At 74.9% G+C, this 22,568-nt stretch carries 16 protein-coding genes; 3 read left to right on the forward strand and 13 right to left on the reverse strand.

Annotated elements, in window-relative coordinates:
* The first annotated feature begins 25 nt into the window (after positions 1-25).
* Genes C1A33_RS17945 through C1A33_RS17955 form a run of 3 tightly spaced genes read left to right on the forward strand, consistent with a single transcriptional unit; the run spans position 26 to position 7,366 of the window.
* The gene (locus tag C1A33_RS17945; protein ID WP_101832620.1) at positions 26-4,789 is read left to right on the forward strand and encodes an ATP-dependent helicase; all 4,764 of its coding nucleotides are present in this window, start codon (positions 26-28) and stop codon (positions 4,787-4,789) included.
* Positions 4,786-6,423: an MFS transporter gene (locus C1A33_RS17950; protein WP_101832621.1), complete on the forward strand. Its 1,638-nt coding sequence runs from the start codon at positions 4,786-4,788 to the stop codon at positions 6,421-6,423. Before C1A33_RS17945 ends, C1A33_RS17950 begins: the two co-directional genes overlap by 4 nt.
* A complete protein-coding gene (locus C1A33_RS17955) occupies positions 6,410-7,366 on the forward strand; it encodes a DNA-formamidopyrimidine glycosylase family protein (protein ID WP_101832622.1) in 957 nt (318 codons plus the stop codon). The genes C1A33_RS17950 and C1A33_RS17955 overlap by 14 nt, the downstream gene beginning before the upstream one ends.
* Before the next feature lie 5 nt (positions 7,367-7,371).
* On the opposite strand, the gene C1A33_RS17960 is transcribed toward C1A33_RS17955, so the two are convergent.
* The 13 genes from C1A33_RS17960 to dapA form a co-directional block, all read right to left on the reverse strand.
* Positions 7,372-7,869: an RNA polymerase sigma factor gene (locus C1A33_RS17960; protein WP_243407683.1), complete on the reverse strand. Its 498-nt coding sequence runs from the start codon at positions 7,867-7,869 to the stop codon at positions 7,372-7,374.
* A gap of 542 nt (positions 7,870-8,411) precedes the next feature.
* Positions 8,412-9,236, reverse strand: a complete 825-nt coding sequence (gene pspM, locus C1A33_RS17965; protein WP_101832624.1) for a phage shock envelope stress response protein PspM — start codon at positions 9,234-9,236, stop codon at positions 8,412-8,414.
* A gap of 56 nt (positions 9,237-9,292) precedes the next feature.
* Positions 9,293-10,255, reverse strand: a complete 963-nt coding sequence (locus tag C1A33_RS17970) for a PspA/IM30 family protein (protein ID WP_101832625.1) — start codon at positions 10,253-10,255, stop codon at positions 9,293-9,295.
* 153 nt (positions 10,256-10,408) lie between these two features.
* Complete coding sequence (locus C1A33_RS17975) at positions 10,409-10,603, reverse strand: hypothetical protein (protein ID WP_101832626.1); 195 nt, start codon at positions 10,601-10,603, stop codon at positions 10,409-10,411.
* A 194-nt stretch (positions 10,604-10,797) separates the two neighbouring features.
* Positions 10,798-11,265 carry a Dps family protein gene (locus tag C1A33_RS17980; protein WP_101832627.1) on the reverse strand — a complete coding sequence of 156 codons (468 nt, stop codon included), beginning with the start codon at positions 11,263-11,265 and terminating at the stop codon, positions 10,798-10,800.
* A 120-nt stretch (positions 11,266-11,385) separates the two neighbouring features.
* Positions 11,386-11,700 (reverse strand): helix-turn-helix domain-containing protein, encoded by a 315-nt coding sequence (locus C1A33_RS17985; RefSeq protein ID WP_101832628.1) that lies wholly within the window; start codon positions 11,698-11,700, stop codon positions 11,386-11,388.
* Between the two features lie 108 nt (positions 11,701-11,808).
* Positions 11,809-13,119, reverse strand: a complete 1,311-nt coding sequence (locus C1A33_RS17990; RefSeq protein WP_101832629.1) for a competence/damage-inducible protein A — start codon at positions 13,117-13,119, stop codon at positions 11,809-11,811.
* Entirely contained in the window at positions 13,109-13,753 is a 645-nt protein-coding gene (locus C1A33_RS17995) for a CDP-alcohol phosphatidyltransferase family protein (protein WP_243407684.1), read from the reverse strand. Before C1A33_RS17995 ends, C1A33_RS17990 begins: the two co-directional genes overlap by 11 nt.
* Positions 13,750-15,414: a 30S ribosomal protein S12 methylthiotransferase RimO gene (gene rimO / locus C1A33_RS18000; RefSeq protein ID WP_101832630.1), complete on the reverse strand. Its 1,665-nt coding sequence runs from the start codon at positions 15,412-15,414 to the stop codon at positions 13,750-13,752. Before rimO ends, C1A33_RS17995 begins: the two co-directional genes overlap by 4 nt.
* 38 nt (positions 15,415-15,452) lie before the next feature.
* Complete coding sequence (locus C1A33_RS18005) at positions 15,453-16,298, reverse strand: helix-turn-helix domain-containing protein (protein ID WP_101832631.1); 846 nt, start codon at positions 16,296-16,298, stop codon at positions 15,453-15,455.
* A gap of 113 nt (positions 16,299-16,411) precedes the next feature.
* Positions 16,412-19,090, reverse strand: a complete 2,679-nt coding sequence (locus tag C1A33_RS18010) for an FtsK/SpoIIIE family DNA translocase (RefSeq protein WP_243407685.1) — start codon at positions 19,088-19,090, stop codon at positions 16,412-16,414.
* 380 nt (positions 19,091-19,470) lie between these two features.
* Positions 19,471-21,156: a ribonuclease J gene (locus C1A33_RS18015; RefSeq protein WP_101832633.1), complete on the reverse strand. Its 1,686-nt coding sequence runs from the start codon at positions 21,154-21,156 to the stop codon at positions 19,471-19,473.
* Positions 21,153-22,160, reverse strand: coding sequence for a 4-hydroxy-tetrahydrodipicolinate synthase (gene dapA / locus C1A33_RS18020; RefSeq protein WP_101832634.1), 1,008 nt, complete (start codon positions 22,158-22,160; stop codon positions 21,153-21,155). Before dapA ends, C1A33_RS18015 begins: the two co-directional genes overlap by 4 nt.
* Positions 22,161-22,568 lie beyond the last annotated feature (408 nt).

Genomic DNA, 22,568 nt, shown 5'->3' on the forward strand with positions numbered 1-22,568 from the left:
GCAGCGGCGACGCAGACTGGTCTGCGTGCCCACCGACAGCCCCGCCGACCAGCCGGACCAGCAGGCCGCCGATCCGCTCGCGCCGTTCTCCGCGCCGACGCGGGCGTGGTTCCGCGCGGCCTTCGCCGCGCCGACGCCGGCCCAGCGCGGGGCCTGGCAGGCCATCCGCGGCGGAGGCAACGCGCTGGTCGTCGCGCCCACCGGATCGGGCAAGACACTGGCGGCCTTCCTCTGGTCGCTGGACGCGCTGGCCCGCTCGCAGCCGCCGACCGAGCCCACCCGCCGCTGCCGGGTGCTCTACATCAGCCCCCTCAAGGCGCTCGCGGTGGACGTCGAGCGCAACCTGCGGGCGCCGCTGGCGGGAATGCGGGGGGCGGCCCAGCGCCTCGGGCTTCCCCAGCCCGAGGTCACCGTCGGCATCCGGTCGGGAGACACCCCGGCCGCCCAGCGCCGCGAGATCGGCCGCACACCGCCCGACGTCCTGATCACCACGCCGGAGTCGCTGTTCCTGCTGCTCACCAGTGCCGCGCGGGAGGCGCTGCGCGGGGTGCGCACGGTGATCGTCGACGAGGTGCACGCCGTCGCCGGCACCAAGCGCGGCGCCCACCTGGCGGTGAGCCTGGAGCGTCTCGACGCGCTGCTCGACGCGCCCGCGCAACGGGTCGGGCTGTCGGCGACGGTGCGTCCGGTCGAGGAGGTCGCCCGTTTCCTCGGGGGTGCGCGCCCGGTCACCGTGGTGCGCCCGCCCGCGGCCAAGACCCTGGAGCTGGAGGTCGTCGTCCCGGTCGAGGACATGGCGAACCTGGCCGGCCCCGGCGCCGAGGACGTCCCCGACGGCTCCGCCGCGGCGGTCACCCCCAGGGCGTCGATCTGGCCGGCGGTCGAGGAGCGGGTGCTCGGCCTGGTGCTGGCGCACTCGTCCACGATCGTGTTCGCGAACTCCCGCCGGCTCGCCGAGCGGCTGTGCGCCCGGCTGAACGAGCTGCACGCCGACCGGCTGGCGGCGCTGCTCGAGGCAGACGGCGGGGACTCGGCGCCGCAGAGGGGCACGGCGCGCACGGCACCGGCCGCCGCCATGGGCCAGGCCGGCCAGGGGCGCGTCGACCCGGCGTGGCCGGAGGTGGCCCGCGCGCATCACGGCAGCGTCAGCCGGGAACAGCGCCAGCTCATCGAGGAGGATCTGAAGGCCGGCCGGCTGCCCGCCGTGGTGGCGACCTCCAGCCTGGAGCTGGGCATCGACATGGGCGCGGTGGATCTGGTCGTACAGATCGGGTCGCCGCCGAGCGTCGCCGCCGGCATGCAGCGGGTGGGGCGCGCCGGGCACCAGGTGGACGCGCCGAGCCTGGGCGTGGTGCTGCCGAGCCACCGCGCCGACCTGCTGGAATGCGCGGTCGTCGCCGAGCGGATGCGGGCCGGCACGATCGAGGGCCTGCGCTATCCGCGCAACCCGCTGGACGTGCTCGCCCAGCAGGTGGTGGCGATGACGGCGATGGAGGACTGGGACGCCCTGGACCTCGGCGCGCTGGTCCGCCGCGCCGCCCCGTTCGCCTCGCTGCCGGCGGCCGTGTTCGAGGGCGTGCTCGACATGCTGGCCGGCCGCTACCCGTCCGACGCCTTCGCCGAGCTGCGTCCCCGCATCACCTGGGACCGAGCGACCGGGGCGCTGCGCGGTCGTCCCGGCGCGCAGCGGCTCGCGGTGACCAGCGGCGGCACGATCCCCGACCGCGGCATGTTCGGCGTGTTCCTCGTCGGGGAGAAGGCCAGCCGGGTCGGCGAGCTCGACGAGGAGATGGTGTACGAGTCGCGGGTCGGCGACGTCGTGCTGCTCGGCTCGTCGAGCTGGCGGATCGAGGAGATCACGGCCGACCGGGTGCTGGTCACCCCAGCGCCGGGGCGGCCGGGACGGCTGCCGTTCTGGCACGGTGACGCCCCCGGGAGGCCCGCGGAGCTTGGCCGGGCGCTCGGCGCGTTCCTGCGCGAGCTCGGCCGGCTCGACGCGGCGGCGGCGGGCGAGCGGGTGCGGGCCGCCGGGCTCGACGCCTGGGCCACCGCGAACCTGTTGCGCTACCTCGACGAGCAGCGCGGCGCCGTCGGGCACCTCAGCGACGACCGGACCCTCGTGGTCGAACGCTTCCGCGACGAGCTCGGCGACTGGCGTCTCGCGGTGCACTCGCCGTTCGGCGCGCCGGTCAACGCCCCGTGGGCGCTCGCGCTCGGCGCCCGCCTGCGCGCCCGCTACGGCACAGAGGTGCAGGTCATGCACACCGACGACGGCATCGTCGCGCGCATCCCGGACGCGGCCGAGGTGCCCGGCGCCGATCTCGCGGTGTTCGAGCCGGACGAGGTCGACGCGATCGTGCGGGCCGAGATCGGCGGCAGTGCCCTGTTCGCCAGCAGGTTCCGTGAGTGTGCCGGGCGGGCGCTGCTGCTGCCGCGGCGCACGCCGGGCCGGCGCACCCCGCTGTGGCAGCAGCGCCAGCGCAGCGCCCAGCTGCTGTCCGTGGCGGCGGCCTTCGACGACTTCCCGATCGTGCTGGAGACGATGCGGGAGTGCCTGCAGGACGTGTTCGACACCCCGTCGCTCGCCGGCCTGATGCGCGAGATCGCGGCCCGCTCGCTGCGGGTCGTCGAGGTCGAGACGCCGGCGCCGTCGCCGTTCGCCTCCGCGCTGCTGTTCGGCTATGTCGCCGCCTTCCTCTACGACGGGGACGCGCCGCTGGCCGAGCGCCGCGCCCAGGTGCTGTCGCTGGACAGTTCCCTGCTCGCCGAGCTGCTCGGCGAGGCCGACCTGCGCGAGCTGCTCGACCCGGCGGCGCTGGCCCAGGTCAGCGCGGAGCTCACCCGCCTCGCCCCGGATCGTCACGCCCGCGACGCCGAGGGGGTCGCGGACCTGCTGCGCATCGTCGGTGACCTGACCACCGAGGAGGCCGTCGCCCGCGGCGCCACCGAGGCGTGGCTCGCCGAGCTCGAACACGCGCGGCGGATCCTTCGGGTGCGCATCGCCGGGCAGCAGCGGTGGGTGCCGGTCGAGGACGCCGGCCGGCTGCGCGACGCGCTCGGCGTGGCCCTGCCGGTGGGCGTGCCCGCCGCCTTCACCGAGCCGGTGCGCGATCCGCTCGGCGATCTGATCTCCCGGTACGCCCGTACCCACGGCCCGTTCGACCCCGAGGAGCCGGCGCGGCGGCTGGGGCTCGGCACCGCGGTGGTCCTCGGCGTGCTGGAGGCGCTCGTCGCGCGAGGTCGGCTCGTGCGCGGCGAGCTGCATCCCGACCGCGCCGGCATCCAGTTCTGCGACGCCGAGGTCCTGCGGATGCTGCGCCGGCGTAGCCTCGCGGCCCTGCGCAGGGAGATCGAGCCCACCCCGACCCGCGCGCTCGGCGCCTTCCTGCCGGCCTGGCAGGGGGTGACCAGCGGTCGTGGCCGCGGGGTGGACGGCGTGCTGCGGGTGGTCGAGCAGCTGCAGGGCGCGCTGATCCCGGCCAGCGCCTGGGAGGCGCTCGTGCTGCCGGCGCGGGTCGGCGACTACTCCCCCGCGATGCTCGACGAGCTGTGCTCGACCGGCGAGGTGCACTGGGCCGGGTCCGGCGGCCTGCCGGGCGGCGACGGGTGGCTCACCCTGGTCACCGCCGACGCGGCCGGCCTGCTGCTGCCCCCGCCCGATCCGGACGCCGCCGCGGGACCGGCCCATCTGTCCGTCCTGGACGCGCTGGCCGACGGAGCGGCGCTGTTCTTCCGCACGCTGTCGGACCGCGTCGGCTCGCACGACGACACCGCGCTCACCGCCCTCCTGTGGGATCTGGTCTGGGCGGGCCTGGTCACCAATGACACGCTCGCGCCGCTGCGGGTCGTGCTCGGCGCGACCGGCGGCGCGGCGCGGCGGCGCACCCCGCGGCCCCGATCGGCCCGGTCCCGCCCCGGCCGGCCGGTGCTGCCCCGCCGGACCGGCCCGCCGACCGCGGCCGGACGCTGGTCGCTGCTACCCGAACGTGACGAGGACCCGACGCGGCGCGGCCACGCCCAGGCCGAGGCGCTGCTCGATCGGCACGGCATCGTGACCCGCGGCGCGGTGGCCAGCGAGCACGTCCCGGGCGGGTTCGCGGCGGTCTACCGGGTGCTGAGCGCGTTCGAGGACGCTGGGCGGGCCCGGCGCGGTTACTTCGTCGAGTCGCTCGGCGCCGCCCAGTTCGCCGTCCCCGGCGCCGTCGACCGGCTGCGCGCCGTCGCCGCGGCCCAGCATGACGCCCACGCGACGCCCGCCTGGGCCGAGCGGCCCGGCTCGGTCGCCGGGTCCGGTCCGGGCGCCGAACCACGAGGTGGACCAGGTTTCGGCGCCGGCTCTGGTCCCGGCGCCGGGCCGCTGGACGGCTCGCGGCGGGGCAGGACCGGCGACGGGGCCGGGCCGGCCGGGGCCGTGGTGTTGGCCGCGACGGACCCGGCGAACCCGTTCGGGGCGGCGCTGCCCTGGCCGGCGCGCCCGCAGCCGGGAACCGGAGCCGACCCGGCCGGGCACCGCCCGGGCCGCAAGGCGGGCGCGCTGGTCGTGCTCGTCGGCGGCGAGCTGGTCCTCTACGTCGAGCGCGGCGGTCGCTCCCTGCTGTCGTGGAGCGGGGACGAGCACGTCGTCGGGCTCGCCGCGGACGCGCTGGCGGCGGCGGTCGTCGACGGTCAGCTGGGTCGGCTGACCGTCGAGAAGGCCGACGGCGCGACGGTCGGGTCGAGCGCGGTCGGCGCGGCCCTCGCCCGGGCCGGCTTCCGTCCCACGCCCCGCGGCCTGCGGCTGCAGGCATGAGCCAGGGTCCGCGGACGGCGGCGGGCGAGGCCCGCGTCCTGGCCGTCGGGGGCCCGGATCCGCCGATCAGCACGCTGACCGACCGGCGGATCCGGGCGCTGACGATCGGCCTGGTCACGATCATCACGCTGGTCGCGTTCGAGGCGCTGGCGGTGGTCACGGTCCTGCCCGAGGTGGCCGCGCAGCTGCGCGGTGTCAGCCTCTACGGCTGGACCACCAGCGCGTTCTTCCTGGGCACGACGGTCGGAATCGTGCTCGCCGGGTCGGATGCCGACCGGGTGGGCCCGGCTCGGCCCTTCGCCGCCGGACTGCTGCTGTTCGGCGCGGGGCTGGCCCTGGCCACGGTCGCGCCGACGATGCCGGTGCTCGTCGCCGCGCGTGGCCTGCAGGGTCTCGGCGGCGGCGCGATCCCCGCCGTCGCCTACGCGACGATCGGCCGCGTCTACCCCGCGGCGCTGCGCCCCCGGGTCTTCGCGCTTCTCGCCTCGGCCTGGGTCGTGCCGGGGCTCGGCGGTCCGGCGCTGTCCGGGCTGGTGGCCGCGCATGTCGGCTGGCGCTGGGTGTTCGGCGGCCTGCTGCCGCTGACGGTCGTCGCGGGCCTGATCCCGCTGCGGGCCCTGCGTGCGCTTCCCGGCGGCCCTCCCGCGACCGGCCCCGACGCGGCCCCCGGGGACAATGCCGGCTGGCTGCACGGGGACGATGCCGACGAGGACGATGCCGACCGGGCCCCCAGGGACGCTGCCGGCGCGCCCCGCGAGGGCGGGCGGGCGCCCGTGGTGGCCGCGGTGCGGGTGAGTGCCGGTGCGGGCCTCATCCTCGCCGGCCTGACCAGCTGGTCGTTGCTCGGCCTGCCCCTCGTCGCGGCCGGCATCGGCTGCGGCCTGGGCCCACTGCGCCGCCTGCTGCCCGCCGGCACCCTGCTGCTGCGCCCGGGCGTGCCGGCCGCCGTGGCGTGCCGAGGCCTGTTGACCTGGGCTTTCTTCGGCGCGGACACCTTCGTCCCACTGTCGATCACCGCGGTGCGGCACGCGTCGACGACGACGGCCGGGCTCGCCGTGTCCAGCGCGACGCTGTGCTGGACCGCGGGTGCGTGGACGCAGGCCCGGCTGGCGAAACGGGTCCGGGAGCGCACCCTGGTCGGCTGGGGGCTCGGCCTGGTCGCACTCGGCACGGCCGTCTTCGCCACCGTCCTGCTGCCCGGCCGGGTACCGCTGCCGGTGGCGATCGGCGGTTGGGGCATCGCCGGGCTCGGCATCGGGATGTCGTACTCGACGATCGTCACGCTGGTCCTGGCCCGGACGCCGCCTCACCGCCAGGGAGCGGCCAGCACCGCGGTCGCCCTGACGGACAATCTGGGCACCGCGTTCGGCGCCGGCGTCAGCGGCGTGGCGGTCGCCGCGAGCCAGGCGCGGACGGGCGCGCCGGACGGTGGCCTCGCGGTCGCGTTCGGGCTCACCGTCCTGCTCGGGCTGCTCGGCTCGCTCGTGGCCCTGCGCCGGCTGCCCGCGCACGAGACCACCGCCCACGACACCACCGCGCACGAGACCGCCACGCACGACACCACGGCGCACGAGACCGCCACGCACGCCGCGCGGGGCAGGCCCGGGAGGGCGGACGGCCATGCCGGAGGGTGACACGGTGTGGCGGGCGGCCCGGCGCATGAACGCCGCGCTCGCCGGCGAGACGCTGCGTGGCAGCGACTTCCGCGTGCCCCGGCTGGCTGCGGCCGACCTGTCCGGCCAGCGGATCAGCACCGTGGCGGCGCGCGGCAAACATCTGCTGACCAGGTTCGACGGCGGGCTGACGCTGCACACCCACTTCGGGATGGAGGGCGCCTGGTATCTGCACCGGCCGGGCGCGCCCGCCTCGGGCGGTCCCGACTGGCAGATCCGCGCGATCCTCACCACCAGCTCCCGCGTAGCGACCGGCTACCGGCTGGTCACCGTCGAGCTGCTGGCGACGAGCCGGGAGCAGGACGCGGTCGGTCACCTGGGCCCGGACGTCCTCGGCCCCGACTGGGACCTGGCCGCCGCCGTCGCCCGGCTGCGCACGCGGCCTGACCTGCCGATCGGCGCCGCGCTGCTCGACCAGCGGTTGCTCGCCGGCCTGGGCAACATCTGGCGGACCGAGGCGTGTTTCCTCGCCGGTGTCTCGCCGTGGACGCCCGTGGGCGACGTACCCGACCTGGCCGGGCTCGTGCGTCGAGCCCAGGCGATGATCGAGGCCGGCGCCCACGGCGGGCATCAGGTCACGACGGGCTCCACCCGTCCCGGGGAGGAGCACTGGGTCTATGGCAGGGCCGGCCGGACCTGCCGGCGGTGCGCAGGCAGGATCCTCGTGGCCGACCAGGCTCGCTCGCCCGGCCCGCACCGACCTGCCGGCCCGAACCGAACCGCCGACCCGGACCGAACCACCGACCGGATCGGCGAGGAAGGCCGGCGTACCACCTGGTGTCCCCGCTGCCAGGCGGGGCCGACGGCTCCCGCGGGAGCCGTCACCGGTCGTGAGCCTCCCGGCCGGGGCGGCGAGTTCCGCTCCGGCCGCCGTCGGCGTCCTGCCGGCGGAGGTCGTGCCTGAGCTGGTCAGTTTCGGGAGAAGGAGATCAGCCGGGCGCGACCGCGGGTGAAGGCGCCCTCGGCGGCCTTGAGGCTGATCTCCAGGTCGGCCGCGGCCTCCCGGGTACTCATCCCGGCGGCACGAGCCATGATCACCTGACGCTCGCGGCCCCGCAGGGTTCCCGCCCGGGACAGCAGCCAGCGAGCCTCCGCCCGGTCGCACACGGCGTCGTCCGGCGCCGGCTCCCACGGCTGCAGGTAGCCGCGGACCACGGCCCGCTCGGCCCGCTGTCGGGCCCGGTGATGGTCGACGCACAGACGCAGCACCGTGGTGGTCAGAAACTGGCCAACCCGGTTCGCATCAAGATCACGGAAGCCCGCGGCGCGGATGAACGCCTCGTGCACGCAGTCCTCGGCGTCCGCCTTGCTGGGCAGCCGACGGCGGGCGATGTGGATCAGCCGCTCCCGGTGGGGCAGCATCAGCGACCAGCGCTGCTCGCTGTAGGGCCGGTCCAGCTCGGCCACGGATGGTGCGATTGCGGATTCAACCGGGGGCATTTCCCCGGCAGGGCAGGTCACGGGTAAGTCCACCTCAGACGTGCTCGGACCGCGCCACCCCCCAGCGTCATCACGGCCGGATCCGGTACGCGCCAGCACCGGTCGAACCGCGACACGCCTTGGTCTTGTACGCCCGCTGCCTGCCAAGCAGCGGACTTTGGACAAGCCGGACATTACACATCCACTCCTGGGTAGGCCAGCCCCGGCCCACTCGGCGGCGCGAGCGCAACGCCCAACGAGTACGCACCGTACACACGGCAAGCCCTACGCCGTTGATCTCTGGGCGGATTAAAGCCACCAAAAGGTGGCAAACAACGAGTAAACCCACGTCAGACGCGCCATCAGCACGACCGTCATGCATGCCAAACCGCCATGTACTACGTAGCGTGATCGGTGAACCCACCGTAAACGTGGCGATCTCCCACCCCAAGGTGCCACCCAGTTGCGTTGGCGACACGATGGCTCCGGCCCGGCCGCTCGTACCGGACCGAACACCCGCGCGGGTCGGCTCAGCCGGTCAGGGCCCGCAGCGCCGCCGCGTACTCGCGCAGCACCTCGGTGTCGGCCCGCAGCCGCTCCAGTCCCGGCGCGGCGGTCGACACACTGCCGACCGCCTCGGCCGCCGCCACGAGCAGATCGTCGAAGGTCGCCACCGACGTGGTCATCGTGGCCACCAGGCCGTCGCGGGTCCGCAGCAGCTCGGCCCGCCGATCGGGATGGGCCACCGCGCGCGCCGCCGACTCGCAGGCCACCACCCGCACCGCCCCGGCACGCAGCCCGTCGACCAGCTCGGCGCCACCGGCGACCCCACCCCGCAGCAACACGCGGGCGGGACTCTCGGCGATCGAGCGCGTCATCGCGGCGAGGGCGACCAGCGCCGCCTCGCCGCGCCGCAGAGGTTCAGCCGCGGCCGAACCCCGCAGCTCCCATGGCCCCGGCGCCGCGGCGGTCGGCATCGGCAGGGCGTCCTCGTCCCGGCCGAGCTCGGCCAGCTCGCGCCCGGCGAGAGCCGCGCGGGCCGCGGACACCGCGCCGAGCAGCAGCCACTCCCACCGGTCCAACACCGCCGGCACGGTCGACAGGGCGGCCACCGCCGCCCACAGCGTGGCGCTGCCCGCCGACCAACGGCGCGCCCATCGCCGGCCCCGGCCGGCGCGGCGCTGCGCCCGCCGCAACGACCATCGCTCGTAGCCGGCACCAGCCCAGTCCGGCAGCGCGGGACCGGCGGCCGACGCCGCGCGGCGCGCCGCCATGCTGGCGTCACCCGCTGAGCGGGCGTCGAACACCGCCCGCAGATGCCCGAGTCCCTGGTCCCACCCGCCCGAACCACTCATGCCGTCGTCGCTCCTCGTCCCGGGCCGGCGCCGCCGCGAAACCCGTCCCTGCCGGCTCAGCCGGCCACCGGAGAACCGCCCGCCGGGGAACCGGGCGGCGGCGCGCCAGCGGACCTGGCGCCGCCGGCACCGGGCGGCAGGCCCTGCTGGGCGTCATGCTCGGGATGCCCGTTCGCACCGGCGCCCTGCCCCTTCGCCAGGGACGGGCGATGCGGATCGGCCCCGCCGGTCACTGCCGGCGCCCCCAGATCGCCGCCCGCGCCACCGGGGCCACCAGCGCCCAGAGCACCCGGACCGTCCGTGCCGAGCGCGCCCCGCAGCTCCGCGAGCCGGCTCTGGGCCCGGGCATCCATCGTGGCGCGCCGCACCTCGACCATCCGCGCATCCATGCCCTGCGAGGCGAGCTCGTGGCGGCCGAGCGCGACGGCGTACCGCTGCTCGACCTTGTCGCGGATCTCGGCAAGGCTCGGTGTGTCACCGGACGGCGCGAGCGAGGACATGCCCTCCATCGCCCGGGTCATCTGCTCCTGCATGGCCGCGTGCTCGATCTGGGTCAGCAGCCGGGCCCGTTCGGCCAGGTGGCGCTGCATCCGCGCGGTGTTGTCCTCGACCGCGGTGCGCGCCTGGGCCGCCGAGGACGCCGCCTGGCGGTGCAGGTTCTTGAGGTCCTCCAGGGAACCCTCGGCGGAGACCAGCTGGCTGGCGAAGGCCTGCGCCGTCTCCTCGTAGCCGGCCGCGCGGGCCGGGTCTGCGGCGGCCCGGGCGCTGTCGGCGAGCAGCAGCGACGAGCGCGCCGACTCGGTGAGGTTCGCGACCTCCTCCGCCTGCCGGGCCAGGCGCATCTCCAGCTGCCGCTGGTTGCCGACGACGAGCGCCGCCTGCTGGACCAGCGCCTCATGCTGACGGCGGGCCTCCTCGATGGCCTGGTCGATCTGCACGCGCGGATCGGCTCGCTCGTCGAACCTGCGATTCGCCGACGCCGAAAGATACCGGGCAATCTTGCGGACGACATTCGCCATACCACGATCGTCGCACGACGCGGCCCGGGTGGTGGGCCCGAGGACGGCCCAATCGCGTCGTCAAGACGTCAGACCGGGCCCGGACGACCCTCGCGGAGGCGAGACCGGCAGGCGGGCGCGAGGACGGGCTGGTGGCGGCGGCCGGCAGCGAGGTCAGACCGGGGGATGCAGGACGGTACGGCCGCGGCCGTCACATACCGCGCACGACCGGCAGGCCGGGACGAAGCCACCGCGGGCGGTGGCGAACACGACCAGCTGCTCACCGAGACCGTTGCAGCCCTTGCATACCTGGATGGGCAGCTGGCCTGGGGTGACGTCATCCTCCTCGGGTCGCGAGGCGGTGCTCACGTGGCCTTCTTTCCCCTGCGGGCGGACCCGGGCGCCGTGCCCGGGACGACGGGCTCAAGCTGCGTCACGAACGCTAACCGGCGAGGGTGGCAGATCGACGCGCCCACCGCCACCAGAACTGGCCCGTTCGGGCCTGGCTCCCGGGCTGCGGTCGACCCGCCGACGATCGGATGGCACCCCGGCTTGGAGAGACGTCAGATCATCGCCTGGAACATCCAGTGCTGTTCCTCCAGGTCATGGACGATATCAATGATCAGGTCCTGGGTGACCGGATCGGGCTTCTCGGTGGCGTCCATCCGGGTACGCATCCGTGTGATGACGCCCGCGAGTACTTCGGTGACCAGTCGGACCACCTTCTCGTCCGCGACGTAGCCCACCTCGACGCCGTGCAGGTGCGTGCCGCGGGCCACCGTCGTGGACTGCCCGTCGGGGTTCACCCCGATCGCCACCGCCCGTTCCGCCGTCTGGTCGGCATAGCGGCGGGCCAGCTCCACGACATCGTCGAGCTGGTGGTGGACGCTGCGGAAGGTTCGCCCGGTGACGTTCCAGTGCAGCTGCTTCGCGAACAGGGACAGGTCGATCAGATCGATCAGGGCCCCCTGCAGCGCCTCGCCGGTGATGGTGCGGGCCTCGTCGGACAGTGGGCTTCGGATCGCGCTCATGCTCGTCCTCTCTCACTCTCGGATTGCCGCCTGCCTCCACAGGCGTGCCCCGGAATGAGACCGGTAAGCCGGGCGCGCGCTCCCACCGTCGCCGCCACACCGCAGCCGGAGCGGACGAGCTCAGGCCGCGCGTTCCACGACGGTCGGGCGGGCCGGCACGACGACCGTGGCGCCGCCACCGACCGCCGCTCCCACCGCGAGCTCGGCGAGCTCCAGGTCCTCACTGACCTCGCGCAGCAGGTCCGCGAGGCGTACTCCCAGAGCCTCGCAGATCGCGGCGAGCAGCTCGGAGCTGGCCTCCTTCTGCCCACGCTCGACCTCGGAGAGGTAGCCGAGCGACACCCTGGCCGCCGACGACACCTCCCGGAGCGTGCGGTGCTGATCCTGACGGCGGCGGCGCAACGCCTCGCCGATCATGCGTCGGAGCAGGACCATCGAGCCTCCTCCTTCGTCCGCGGGATGCGTTCACCGTATACCCACCACCACGGCCCACAGGCCCTCGTTGATGGGACTGTAACTGTGTAAGCAACTCGGGTCCGGCGATTAGTCCCGAGACCCGCCGGAGGTGCGCTCACCGCCCGTGACGAGATCCCCGTCGGGGAGTCCCGCCAGGGTACGCCGCAGCAGGTCCAGCGCGGCCACGGCGGCGTTCGTCCGCACCCGCGGCCGGTCGCCCGGCAGCAGAACCGATCGGGTGATCGTGCCGTCCGGCCCGGCGAGACCGAGGTGCACCGTGCCGACCGGCTTGCCCTCCTGCTCGGTCGGGCCCGCGACGCCGGTCGTCGACAGTCCGTAGTCGGCGCCGAGCCGCTCACGCACGCCGGCGGCCATCGCCGCGGCGGTGCGCGCCGACACCGCTCCCTCGGTGGCGAGCAGGTCCGCGTCCACCCCGAGGGCGGACGCCTTGACCTCGGTCGCGTAGGAGACCACGCCGCCGCGCAGCACGGCACTCGCGCCGGGCACGTCGGTCAGCGCCGCGGCGAGCAGCCCACCGGTCAGCGACTCGGCGACCGCCAGCGTGGCCCCGCGCGCGCCGAGCAGGCCCAGCACCACGCTCTCCAGCGAGTCCTCGTCACCGCCGTAGACGCCGGCACCGAGCGCGGCCCGCGCCGCCGTCTCCACCGGGGCGATCAGCGCCTCGGCCTCGGCCCGGTCCCGGGCGCGCGCGGTGATCCGGACCCGGGTCTGCCCGCCGCTGGCCAGGAAGGCAATGCGCGGGTTGCCGATCGGGGCGAGCCGGTCGACCTCGGCCGCGAGCGCCTCGGCGACCACCGACTCCCACATGCCCGCGGTCCGCAGCACCCGGTGCACGACCACCGCCGGCTGCCCGGCGCGGCGCAGCAGATCGGGCAGCACGCTGGCGGTGAACATCGCCGTCATCTCGAAGGGCACACCCGGCATCGCGTAGACGACACCGGCACCGATCTCCATCCGCACGCCCGGGGCGGACCCGGCCGTGTTCGGCAGCGGCTGCGCGCCGTCCGGCAGCTCCGCCTGGCGGAAGTTCATCGCGGGCAGCGCGGACCCGTCGCGGCCCATCGCCTGGAAGCGGCGGCGCAGCTCCGCCTCCAGGAAGTCGTTGCGGCGCAGCCCCACACCCGCCGCCGCGGCGATGCCCTCGCGGGTCAGGTCGTCCTGGGTCGGCCCGAGACCGCCGGTGAGGACGACGGCGTCGGCACGGGCGAGGGCCGCCCGGATGGCGGTGGCGATCGTCTCGATCTCGTCGCCGACCACCGTGGAGGTCGCGACGTCCACGCCGACGTCGGCGAGCTGGCGGCCGAGCCACGCGGCGTTCCCGTTCACGATGTCGCCGTAGAGCAGCTCGTCCCCCACGGCCAGCAACTCAGCCCGCATCCGCCCACTCCTCCTCGTCGTCGGCCGTCGCGGCACCCGCGGTGCCACTGGCCGCCCGCCGGCGCAGCGCGAGCGCCCGGTAGATGTAGTCGATGCCGGTGGCGACGGCCACGATCACCCCGGCGGCCAGGATGACGGCGCGCAACGTCGCGGCGGGACCGCCCAGCGGCAGGACGTAGAGGCCGATCGCCACGTTCAGCAGCAGCGTCTTGGCCTTGCCACCGCGGCTCGCGGCGATCACCCCGAACCGGATCACCCACAGCCGCAGCAGCGTCACGCCGACCTCGCGCAGCAGGATGAGCGCCGTCACCCACCAGGGCAGCTCGCCGAGCACCGACAGCGAGATGAGCGCGGCGCCGGTGAGCGCCTTGTCGGCGATCGGGTCGACGAGGATCCCGAAGTCGGTCACGAGCCGCCAGTGGCGGGCGATCGAGCCGTCGATCTGGTCGGTGATCGCGGCCACGGCGTAGGCCCCGAAGGCCGCGTACCGCCATGTGTCGGTGTCGGGTCCGGCGAACAGGAACGCCACGAACACCGGTACCAGGATCAGGCGCGCGATCGTCAGGATGTTCGCGACGTTGAGCACCGGCACGGCCGGCCGGTCGCCCGGGGCGCCGGCGGGCGGGGCCGTCACGTTCGCGCCGCGCCGCGGCCGGCGGGCAGGGCCGACAGCACCCGCCCCACTCCCCGCGGCGACGGCGCGGATGTGGCCGCCGCGGGCGGCGGCGAGGAGGTCGGTTCCGCCAGCCCGGCGACGGGCCGGGGCGCCCGGTCGAGCACCGCGGTGAACTCGGCGATCAGGTCCACCCCCTCTGTCGCGACGACCCGGGCCTCGACCAGGTCGCCGATCTCGGCGCGCGCGGCGGGTCCCAGCCGCACCACGCACGCCCCGTCGGCATCGGGCTGCTGGTGCCCCGCGTGGCCATGGGCCAGCCCGCCCGCGACCTCCTCGACGAGCACCTGGACGCGGCTGCCGATCCGCTGCTCCGCCCGGGCGGCGGTCAGCTGCTCGGCCAGGTCGGTGATGCGGGCCCGGCGCCGCTCGACCTCCTCCTCGTCGAGCTTGCCGGGCAACCCGACGGCCTCGGTGCCCTCCTCGTCGGAGTAGGCGAACACGCCGATCGCGTCGAGGTCGGCGCCGACCAGGAAGTCGGCCAGGATGTCGAGGTCGGCGGCGGTCTCACCGGGGAAGCCGACGATGACGTTGGAGCGGGCGCCGAGGTCGGGCAGCAGCCGCCGGCCGCGGCGCAGCAGGTCGAGGAAGTGCTCGGCGCCGCCGAAGCGGCGCATCCGGCGCAGCACGTCCGGGCTCGCGTGCTGGAAGGACAGGTCCAGGTAGGGTGCGAGCCCCGGCGTCGTCAGCAGCGCCTCCAGCAGGGAGGGCCGCAGCTCGGCCGGCTGGAGGTAGACCGTGCGCACACGGACGATGCCGGGCACGGCGGCGAGCCGCGGCAGCAGCTTCTCCAGTGCCCGCAGATCACCGAGGTCCTTGCCGTAGGACGTGGAGTTCTCGCTGACGAGCACCAGCTCGCGCACGCCCTGGCCGGCCAGCCACTCGGCCTCGGCGAGCACGTCGTCGGCCGGTCGGGAGACGTGCGAGCCGCGGAAGGACGGGATCGCGCAGAACGCGCAGCGGCGGTCGCAGCCGCTGGAGATCTTCAACGGCGCCACCGGACCCGTGGTCAGCCGCCGTCGCACCGGCGACGCCCCGGCCACGGAACCCGGGCCCGGGCCGGAGCTGGGGGCCGCAGCGGGGGCCGCGCCATGGCCCGGGATGTGCACGCCGGCACCGGCATGGCCGCCGGCCGCGGCGCCGCGCTCCACCGGGGTGATCGGCAGCAGGGTGCGCCGGTCGCGCGGGGCGTGCGCCGGCACGGCGGCGCCGCTGAGGACCGCCCGCAGGTGCTCGCCGATGGACGGGTAGGCGTCGAAGCCGAGCACCGCGTCCGCCTCGGGCAGGCTCTCCGCCAGGTCCCGGCCATAGCGCTCGGCCAGGCAGCCGACGGCCACCACCGCCCGCGGGCCGGCGGCGCCGTCAGCAGCCGCGGCGTCGTCCCCGGCCGCGCCGGACGGCGCGCGCAGATCGTCCGCGGCGAGCAGCGCGTCGATGGAGTCCTTCTTCGCCGCGTCGACGAAACCGCAGGTGTTGACCACGACAGCGTCGGCGTCGGCGGCCTCGTCGACCAGCTCGAAGCCCTCGGTGGCGAGCCGAGCGGCCAGCTCCTCCGAGTCCACCTCGTTGCGGGCACAACCGAGCGTGATCAGGGCTACCCGGCGGGGGACGCGTGTCGACACGAGGTCAGGCTACCGGGACGCCGCTGGGCGGCGCCGCATCAGCCCGACATGGCGGACAGCGGGCCCTGCCCATCCGGCCCGACCTCGCAGCTGCCGGAGGCGCCCACACTGACGGTGATCGTGACCACCTGGCCGGGGCCGCCGGACGGGCCGAGGCTCCTGCCGTTGCAGGACACGTCGACCGCGCCGGCGTTGCCCATCCGGATGTGCAGCGCGCCGGGCGCGGTGACCGTCCGCGAGTCGCCGGTGTGCAGCAGCTGGGAGAGCAGGACGTGCCGGTCGTCGTCGCGTACCTCCAGCCAGCTCTGTGCGTCCCGCGCCGCCAGCACCACGTTCACCCCGGTCGGGGCGGGGCTGGCCGGCGTCGTGGGCGCGGCGGACGCGGGAGTCGGCGGGCGGCTCGGCGCCGCGCTCGCCGGCTGCTGGCGGGCCGAACCGGACGCGTCGCCGGATTTTCCGGACCCACCGGGCAGCAGCAGGAGCACGACGGCCACGACGCACACCACCGCCAGCGAAACGATCATCGCCGTGCCCCAGCGGAAGCCGCCCCGGCCGCCCCCGCCGCCGGCACCGCCGCGCAGCGGATCGAACTCGCCCGGCGGCACGACGAGGACCGGCCCGGTCAGCGACTCGTGGGACGCGTCATACGCGGCGAGAACCGGTCCCGGGTCGAGCCCGAGGGTGCCGGCGATGCTGCGCAGATGACCCCGCGCGTACACGGTGCCGCCACAGTGCGCGTAGTCGTCCCGCTCGATCTGCTCGATCAGGCTCGCGCGGACCCTGGTGCGCGCGCTGACCTCGTCCACCGTCAGCCCCCGCTCACGGCGGGCCGCGGCGAGCTGGGCGCCGGCGCTGGCCGGCTGGGGATCGTTCACGGACTGCATGACCGACCTCCGCACCCGTTCATATATCGCTGCCTGCCGTGCAGGCACGCACCCGAAGTTTACGGTCCGCGACCCGACCCCGAAAGCGCGGACCTACCCGTCCGGGGCCCGGCCTATCCCGCGCGCAGAGTGGTGAGCAGGCCCTCCAGCTCGTCCGGCATGACCAGGACGTCGCGGGCCTTCGAACCCTCGCTGGCACCGACGATGCCGCGGCTTTCCATCAGATCCATCAGCCGGCCGGCCTTGGCGAACCCGACCCGCAGCTTGCGCTGCAGCATCGAGGTGGAACCGAACTGGGTGCTCACGACGAGCTCGACCGCCTGCAGGAAAAGCTGCAGATCATCACCGATCTCCTCGTCTATCTCCTTCCTGGCCTCGCCGCCCCCGTCGAACACGTCCTCCCGGAATGCCGGCGGGGACTGTTCCTTCGTGTGGTCGACGATGGCGGCGATCTCGTCCTCGGAGACGAACGCACCCTGAATACGGGCCGGTTTGCTCGCCCCCATCGGGAGGAACAGCGCGTCACCGAGGCCGACGAGCTTCTCCGCGCCGGCCTGGTCGAGGATCGTGCGGCTGTCGGCGAGCGAGGCGGTCGCGAACGCCAGCCGGCTCGGCACGTTCGCCTTGATCAGGCCGGTCACGACATCCACGGACGGACGCTGGGTGGCGAGCACCAGGTGGATCCCGACCGCGCGCGCCATCGCCGTGATCCGGCAGATCGCGTCCTCCACGTCACGCGGGGCGACCATCATCAGGTCGGCGAGCTCGTCGACGATCGCCAGGATGTACGGGTACGGCGTGTACACCCGCTCGGAACCAGGCGGGGTGACGATCTCCCCGGCCCGCACCTTGCGGTTGAAGTCGTCAACGTGGCGAACCCCGCAGGCGGCCAGGTCCTCGTACCGGTTCTCCATCTCCTTCACGACCCACTGCAGCGCGTCGGCCGCCTTCTTCGGGTTCGTGATGATCGGCGTGATCAGGTGCGGGATGCCCTGGTAGTTCGTCAGCTCCACCCGCTTGGGGTCGACGAGCACCATCCGCACCTGGTCCGGGGTGGCCCGGGCGAGCACCGAGGTGATCAGGGTGTTGATGCACGTCGACTTGCCGGCGCCGGTCGCGCCCGCGATGAGGATGTGCGGCATCTTCGCCAGGTTGGCGAGCACATACCCGCCCTCGATGTCCTTGCCGAGGCCGACGACCAGCGGATGAGCGTTCGCGAACGCCTCGCCGCTGCGCAGCACGTCGCCGAGCGAGACGAGTTCGCGGTCGGTGTTCGGGATCTCGATGCCGACCGCGCTCTTGCCCGGTATCGGGCTGATGATCCGCACGTCGGGGCTCTTCACCGCGTACGCGATGTTCTTCGCGAGCTGCGTGATCCGCTCGACCTTGACCGCGGCACCGAGCTCGACCTCGTAGCGGGTGACCGTCGGACCCCGGGTGAAGCCGGTGACCTTGGCGTCGACCTTGAACTGGCTGAACACGTCGGTCAGCGACGCGATGACGGCGTCGGTGGCCGCGGAGCGAACCTTCGGCGGCGTGCCCGAGCGCAGCAGTGTGGGTGACGGCAGCGTGTAGTCGCCGTCGATCGGCGGGACGAGGTGCTCGATCTCGCCGGCGGCGCCCGGGGAGCCCGGGCCGGCGCTGCCGGTCGCCGTGTCGGCGGCACCGGCGCTCGCCCGCGCCACCCGCTCCCGGCCGCGGCGGCGCCCCGAGGCCCCGGCCGCCCCAGCCGTCGCGGCGCCGGCGGCCGCTTCGTCGGCGTCCGCGTCGTCCGCGTAGCCGGTGTCGGCCTCCGGGCCGGCGACCTCGCCGAACAGGTCGAGGGTCAGATCGCCGGCGGCGTCGGGCGCCGCGTTGTCCGCCGAGGCCGCGTTGACCGCCGAGGCCGCGTTGTCCGCCGAGGCCGCGTTGTCCGCCGAGGCCGCGTTGTCCGCCGAGGCCGCGGCGGCTCTCCCGCGTCGCGACCGGCGGCGCCCGCGGCCCTCGTCCACATCCGTGTCGACGTCGTAGACGTCGGGGCCGCCCGGCGCCGCCGGGTCCCCGGCCGCCCCGGCGTCGTCCGCCGCGGCGGTGTTCCGAGCACCGCGGGAGCGCCGGGACGGACGGCCACCGGCCCGCTCGTCCGCCATCAGGTCGTCGGTGAGGCCGTAGTCGTCGACCACGTCCTCGTCGAACCCGTACTCGTCGTCGTGGCCGTCGCGGGCGGTGGAGTCGCGCACGACCCCGGCGGTGAGGCGTTCGAGGATGCCGGTCAGCCGCTCGGGGACCTGCCGGATCGGCGTCGCCGTGATCACCAGCAGGCCGAAGGCGGAGAGCAGCAGCAACAGCGGAACGGCGAGGTAGGGCGTCACCGCGCTGGCCAGCGGCAGGCCGCCGACGAGGCCGACGAGCCCGCCGGCACCGCGCACCCGGCCGGCGCCGTCGCTGAAGTCCGGCAGCCCGCGGGCGATGTGCACCACGCCGAGCAGGCCGACCGTGACCGCCGCCCAGCCGATCACGACCCGGCCGCGACTGTCCGGGTCGGTCGGCGAGCGCACCAGCCGCCAGGCGGCACCCAGGCCGAACAGCGGCAGCACCCACGCGCCCGCGCCGACGCAGAGCTCCAGCGCGGCGGCGATGAAGGAGCCGACCGGCCCGGCGGCGGAGAACCACACAGCCACGGCGGACAGCAGGGCCCCGCCGAGGGCGGCGAGACCGAGGCCGTCGCGGCGGTGCGCCGGATCGATGCGCAGATCCCGGGCACCGCGCCCGGTGCGGCGCAGGGCCGTGCCGAGCATCGTCGCCGCGGCCATCCACACCCGGTAGACCGAGCGGACGACGGCCTGACCGATCAGCAGGGACAGCGGCGCCCGCCGCTCGCGTGCCGCCGGGCGCGGCGAAGCCCTGGGTCGGCCGCCGGCGCCAGTCCTGGTGGCCGAGCCGGCCCGGCCACCCGAGCCCGAACGGCCCTCGGGACCTGCCCGGCCGGCGGATCCCCCGGATCCGCTCGACCCACCACGCGCACGCGCGGCACCCTGACGTCCACCGCCCCCCGGCCGGGCCGTGGCCGTCCCCGTCTGCGCACGCGTCCGCGCGCCACTAGTCCGTGTGGCCACCATCGAGACGCTACACAGACCGGGGGCCGAGTCGCTGCAACCCCGACGAACCGGGCGTGCCGCGGTAGGACACCGGCTCAGACCTCCAGGACCACCGGGACGATCATCGGTCGGCGGCGGTAGTTCTCGTTGACCCAGCGGCCGACCGTGCGGCGCACGAGCTGCTGCAGGGCGGAGGAGTCGTTCATCCCGGACCGCATCGCGTCGGACATCGCATCGCTGACCAGCTTCGCGACCGCGTCGAAGGTGCCGGGCGAGTCGGTGAACCCGCGCGCGGACAGATCGGGCCCGACGACGACCTTGCCGGCCGCTGCGTCCACCACGACTGTGATCGTGATGAAGCCCTCCTCGCCGAGGATCCGCCGGTCCTTCAGGCTCGGCTCGCCGACGTCCCCGACCGCGGCGCCGTCCACGTAGACGTAGCCGCACGGGACCACCCCGGTGATCCGGGCTCGGCCGTCGAGCAGGTCGATGACCATACCGTCCTCGGCGAGCACGACGTGGTCGGCGGGCACGCCGGTCGCCTCGGCGAGCTTGGCGTGCGCCCGCAGGTGACGCCATTCCCCGTGCACCGGCATGACGTTGGACGGCCGCGTCGCGTTGAGGACGTACAGCAGCTCCCCCGCCGGGGCGTGGCCGGAGGTGTGCACCTTGGCCACCCCCTTGTGGACGACCCTGGCGCCGTGGCGGGTCAGGCCGTTGATCACGCGGAAGACCGCGTTCTCGTTGCCGGGGATGAGGCTGGAGGCGAGCACCACGGTGTCGCCGGCCTGGATGCGGATCTGGTGGTCGCGGTTGGCCATCCGGGACAGCGCGGACAGCGGCTCGCCCTGCGATCCGGTGGAGATCAGGCAGATGTTGCGGTCAGGCAGCGAGTCGATGTCGCGGGCGTCGACGACGAGGCCCGGCGGCACCCGCAGCAGACCCAGATCGCGGGCCACGCCCATGTTGCGCACCATCGACCGGCCGACGAAGCAGACCGAGCGGCCGTGCGCCTCGGCGGAGTCGAGCACCTGCTGCACGCGGTGCACGTGGCTGGCGAAGCAGGCGATGATGATCCGCCGCGTCGCCTCCCGGAACACCCCGTCGAGCACCGGGGCGATCTCCCGCTCCGAGGTGACGAACCCGGGGACCTCGGCGTTGGTCGAGTCGGACAGCAGCAGGTCCACGCCCTCCCGGCCGAGCCGGGCGAACCCGCCGAGGTCGGTGAGCCGGCCGTCGAGCGGCAGCTGGTCCATCTTGAAGTCGCCGGTGTGCAACACCAGGCCGGCCTCGGTGCGGATGGCGACGGCGACCGCGTCCGGGATGGAGTGGTTGACCGCGAAGAACTCGCACTCGAACGGGCCGTAGGTGTGCCGCTCCTCCTCCCGGATCTCCTGCGTGACCGCCTTGATCCGGTGCTCGGTGAGCTTGGCGTTCAGCAGGGCGAGGGTGAGCCGGGTGCCGACGATCGGGATGTCGCGGCGCTCGCGCAGCAGGTAGGGCACGGCGCCGATGTGGTCCTCGTGCGCGTGCGTGAGGATCAGCGCGTCGATGTCGTCGAGGCGGTCCCGGATCGCCGAGAAGTCCGGCAGGATCAGGTCGATGCCGGGTTGGACATCCTCGGGGAACAGCACGCCGCAGTCGACGATCAGCAGCCGGCCGGAGTGCTCGAAGACCGTCATGTTGCGGCCGATCTCGCCGACCCCGCCGAGCGGGATGATGCGCAGGCCGTCGGCCCGCAGGGGCGGCGGGGGTCCGTAGTCGGGGTGCGGGTGGCTCATGAGGCCTCCCCCGCCGCGGCGACGGCGAACCCGACCCGGGCGGGCCGGTGCGCGGGCCCACCTGGTGGACCCGGTGGATCGACGACGTCGAGGGTCGCCGCCGCGAGGTCGGCGCGCAGCTGGGCGATCTCGGCCGGCGTCGCGTCGACGAGCGGCGAGCGGACCGGGCCGGCCGGCAGCCCCGCGAGCTTCAGCGCGGCCTTGGCGAGGATCGCCCCCTGGGTGCGGAAGATCCCCTCGAACGCTGGCAGCAGGCCCCGGTGCAGCGCGATCGCCCGCCGGGCATCACCCGCCGCGAACGCCTCGATCATCGCCCGCATGGCACCGGTGGCCACGTGCGAGACGACGCTCACGACCCCGCAGCCGCCGACCGACAGCAGGGGCAGCGTGAGGACGTCGGTGCCGGCGTAGTAGGCGAGGTCGGTCCGCGCCAGTACCCAGGAGGAGGCGGCCAGGTCGTCCTTCGCGTCCTTGACGGCGACGATGCGCGGGTGCTCCGCCAGGCGGACCAGCGTCTCGGTGGCGACCGGCACCCCCGAACGACCCGGAATATCATAGATCATGACGGGCAGGCCGGTGGCGTCGGCGACGGCGGCGAAGTGCCGCGCGAGACCGGCCTGCGGCGGCTTGCTGTAGTACGGCGACACGACGAGCAGCCCGTCGGCGCCCGCGGCCTCGGCGGCACGCGCGAGCTCGACGGTGTGGGCGGTGTCGTTCGTACCCACACCGGCGACGACGCGGGCCCGGCCGGCGACGGCCTCGACGACGACCCGGACCAGGCGGGTCTTCTCCGCGTCGCTGGTGGTCGGCGACTCCCCGGTGGTGCCGTTGACCACGAGCGCGTCGTTGCCCACCTCCACCAGATGCGCGGCGAGGCGCGCCGCGCCCGCCTCGTCGAAAGCGCCGTCCGCCTGGAATGGCGTGATCATCGCCGTGGCCATGCGCCCGAACGGCGCCGGCGGCAACACTGACATACCGGTCACGCTAGAGCGCACCTCCGACATCTCTCTCCCGGCTGGCGGGCTACCGCCAGGCCATCGAACCGAACTCACCCGTCACCACCCGGAGCCGCGCGTGCACGCACGCCACTCCATCGTCCGCCCCGCGGCCCGGCCTGGCCAGGTCGACCAGCCGCCGGGTGGACATGCTGCCCTGGACCGGACCTCACCGCACTCGCGCGTCAGCGCCGCGTGGTACCGCCGCGAGGAGCCGCGCGACGGTGCACCACCGCCCGACGGCCCGACCGCGTCGCCACCGCGACGCCGACGGCCAGCGCCGGCATCGCGGTGCCCGGCACCACGCGACCGGCACCACCGGGCTTGCCCGCCACCGGGAGCGAGCCCACTCCGGCCGCGCACCGACACCCGCGGAGCCGACCTGCCCGGGCGAACCTCCGCCCGGTGACACAACCA

Origin of the sequence: Frankia canadensis, from assembly GCF_900197875.1 — a bacterium.
GTDB lineage: Bacteria > Actinomycetota > Actinomycetes > Frankiales > Frankiaceae > Frankia > Frankia canadensis.

What these genes read in the sequence shown, in the direction of transcription:
- C1A33_RS17950 (WP_101832621.1), top strand. Translation starts at nt 4,786, where the DNA reads ATGAGCCAGGGTCCGCGGACGGCGGCGGGCGAGGCCCGCGTCCTGGCC.
- C1A33_RS17955 (WP_101832622.1), top strand. Translation starts at nt 6,410, where the DNA reads ATGCCGGAGGGTGACACGGTGTGGCGGGCGGCCCGGCGCATGAACGCC.
- pspM (WP_101832624.1), bottom strand. Translation starts at nt 9,236, where the DNA reads ATGAGTGGTTCGGGCGGGTGGGACCAGGGACTCGGGCATCTGCGGGCG.
- C1A33_RS17970 (WP_101832625.1), bottom strand. Translation starts at nt 10,255, where the DNA reads ATGGCGAATGTCGTCCGCAAGATTGCCCGGTATCTTTCGGCGTCGGCG.
- C1A33_RS17980 (WP_101832627.1), bottom strand. Translation starts at nt 11,265, where the DNA reads ATGAGCGCGATCCGAAGCCCACTGTCCGACGAGGCCCGCACCATCACC.
- C1A33_RS17985 (WP_101832628.1), bottom strand. Translation starts at nt 11,700, where the DNA reads ATGGTCCTGCTCCGACGCATGATCGGCGAGGCGTTGCGCCGCCGCCGT.
- C1A33_RS17990 (WP_101832629.1), bottom strand. Translation starts at nt 13,119, where the DNA reads ATGCGGGCTGAGTTGCTGGCCGTGGGGGACGAGCTGCTCTACGGCGAC.
- C1A33_RS18005 (WP_101832631.1), bottom strand. Translation starts at nt 16,298, where the DNA reads ATGCAGTCCGTGAACGATCCCCAGCCGGCCAGCGCCGGCGCCCAGCTC.
- C1A33_RS18010 (WP_243407685.1), bottom strand. Translation starts at nt 19,090, where the DNA reads ATGGCCGCGGCGACGATGCTCGGCACGGCCCTGCGCCGCACCGGGCGC.
- C1A33_RS18015 (WP_101832633.1), bottom strand. Translation starts at nt 21,156, where the DNA reads ATGAGCCACCCGCACCCCGACTACGGACCCCCGCCGCCCCTGCGGGCC.
- dapA (WP_101832634.1), bottom strand. Translation starts at nt 22,160, where the DNA reads ATGTCGGAGGTGCGCTCTAGCGTGACCGGTATGTCAGTGTTGCCGCCG.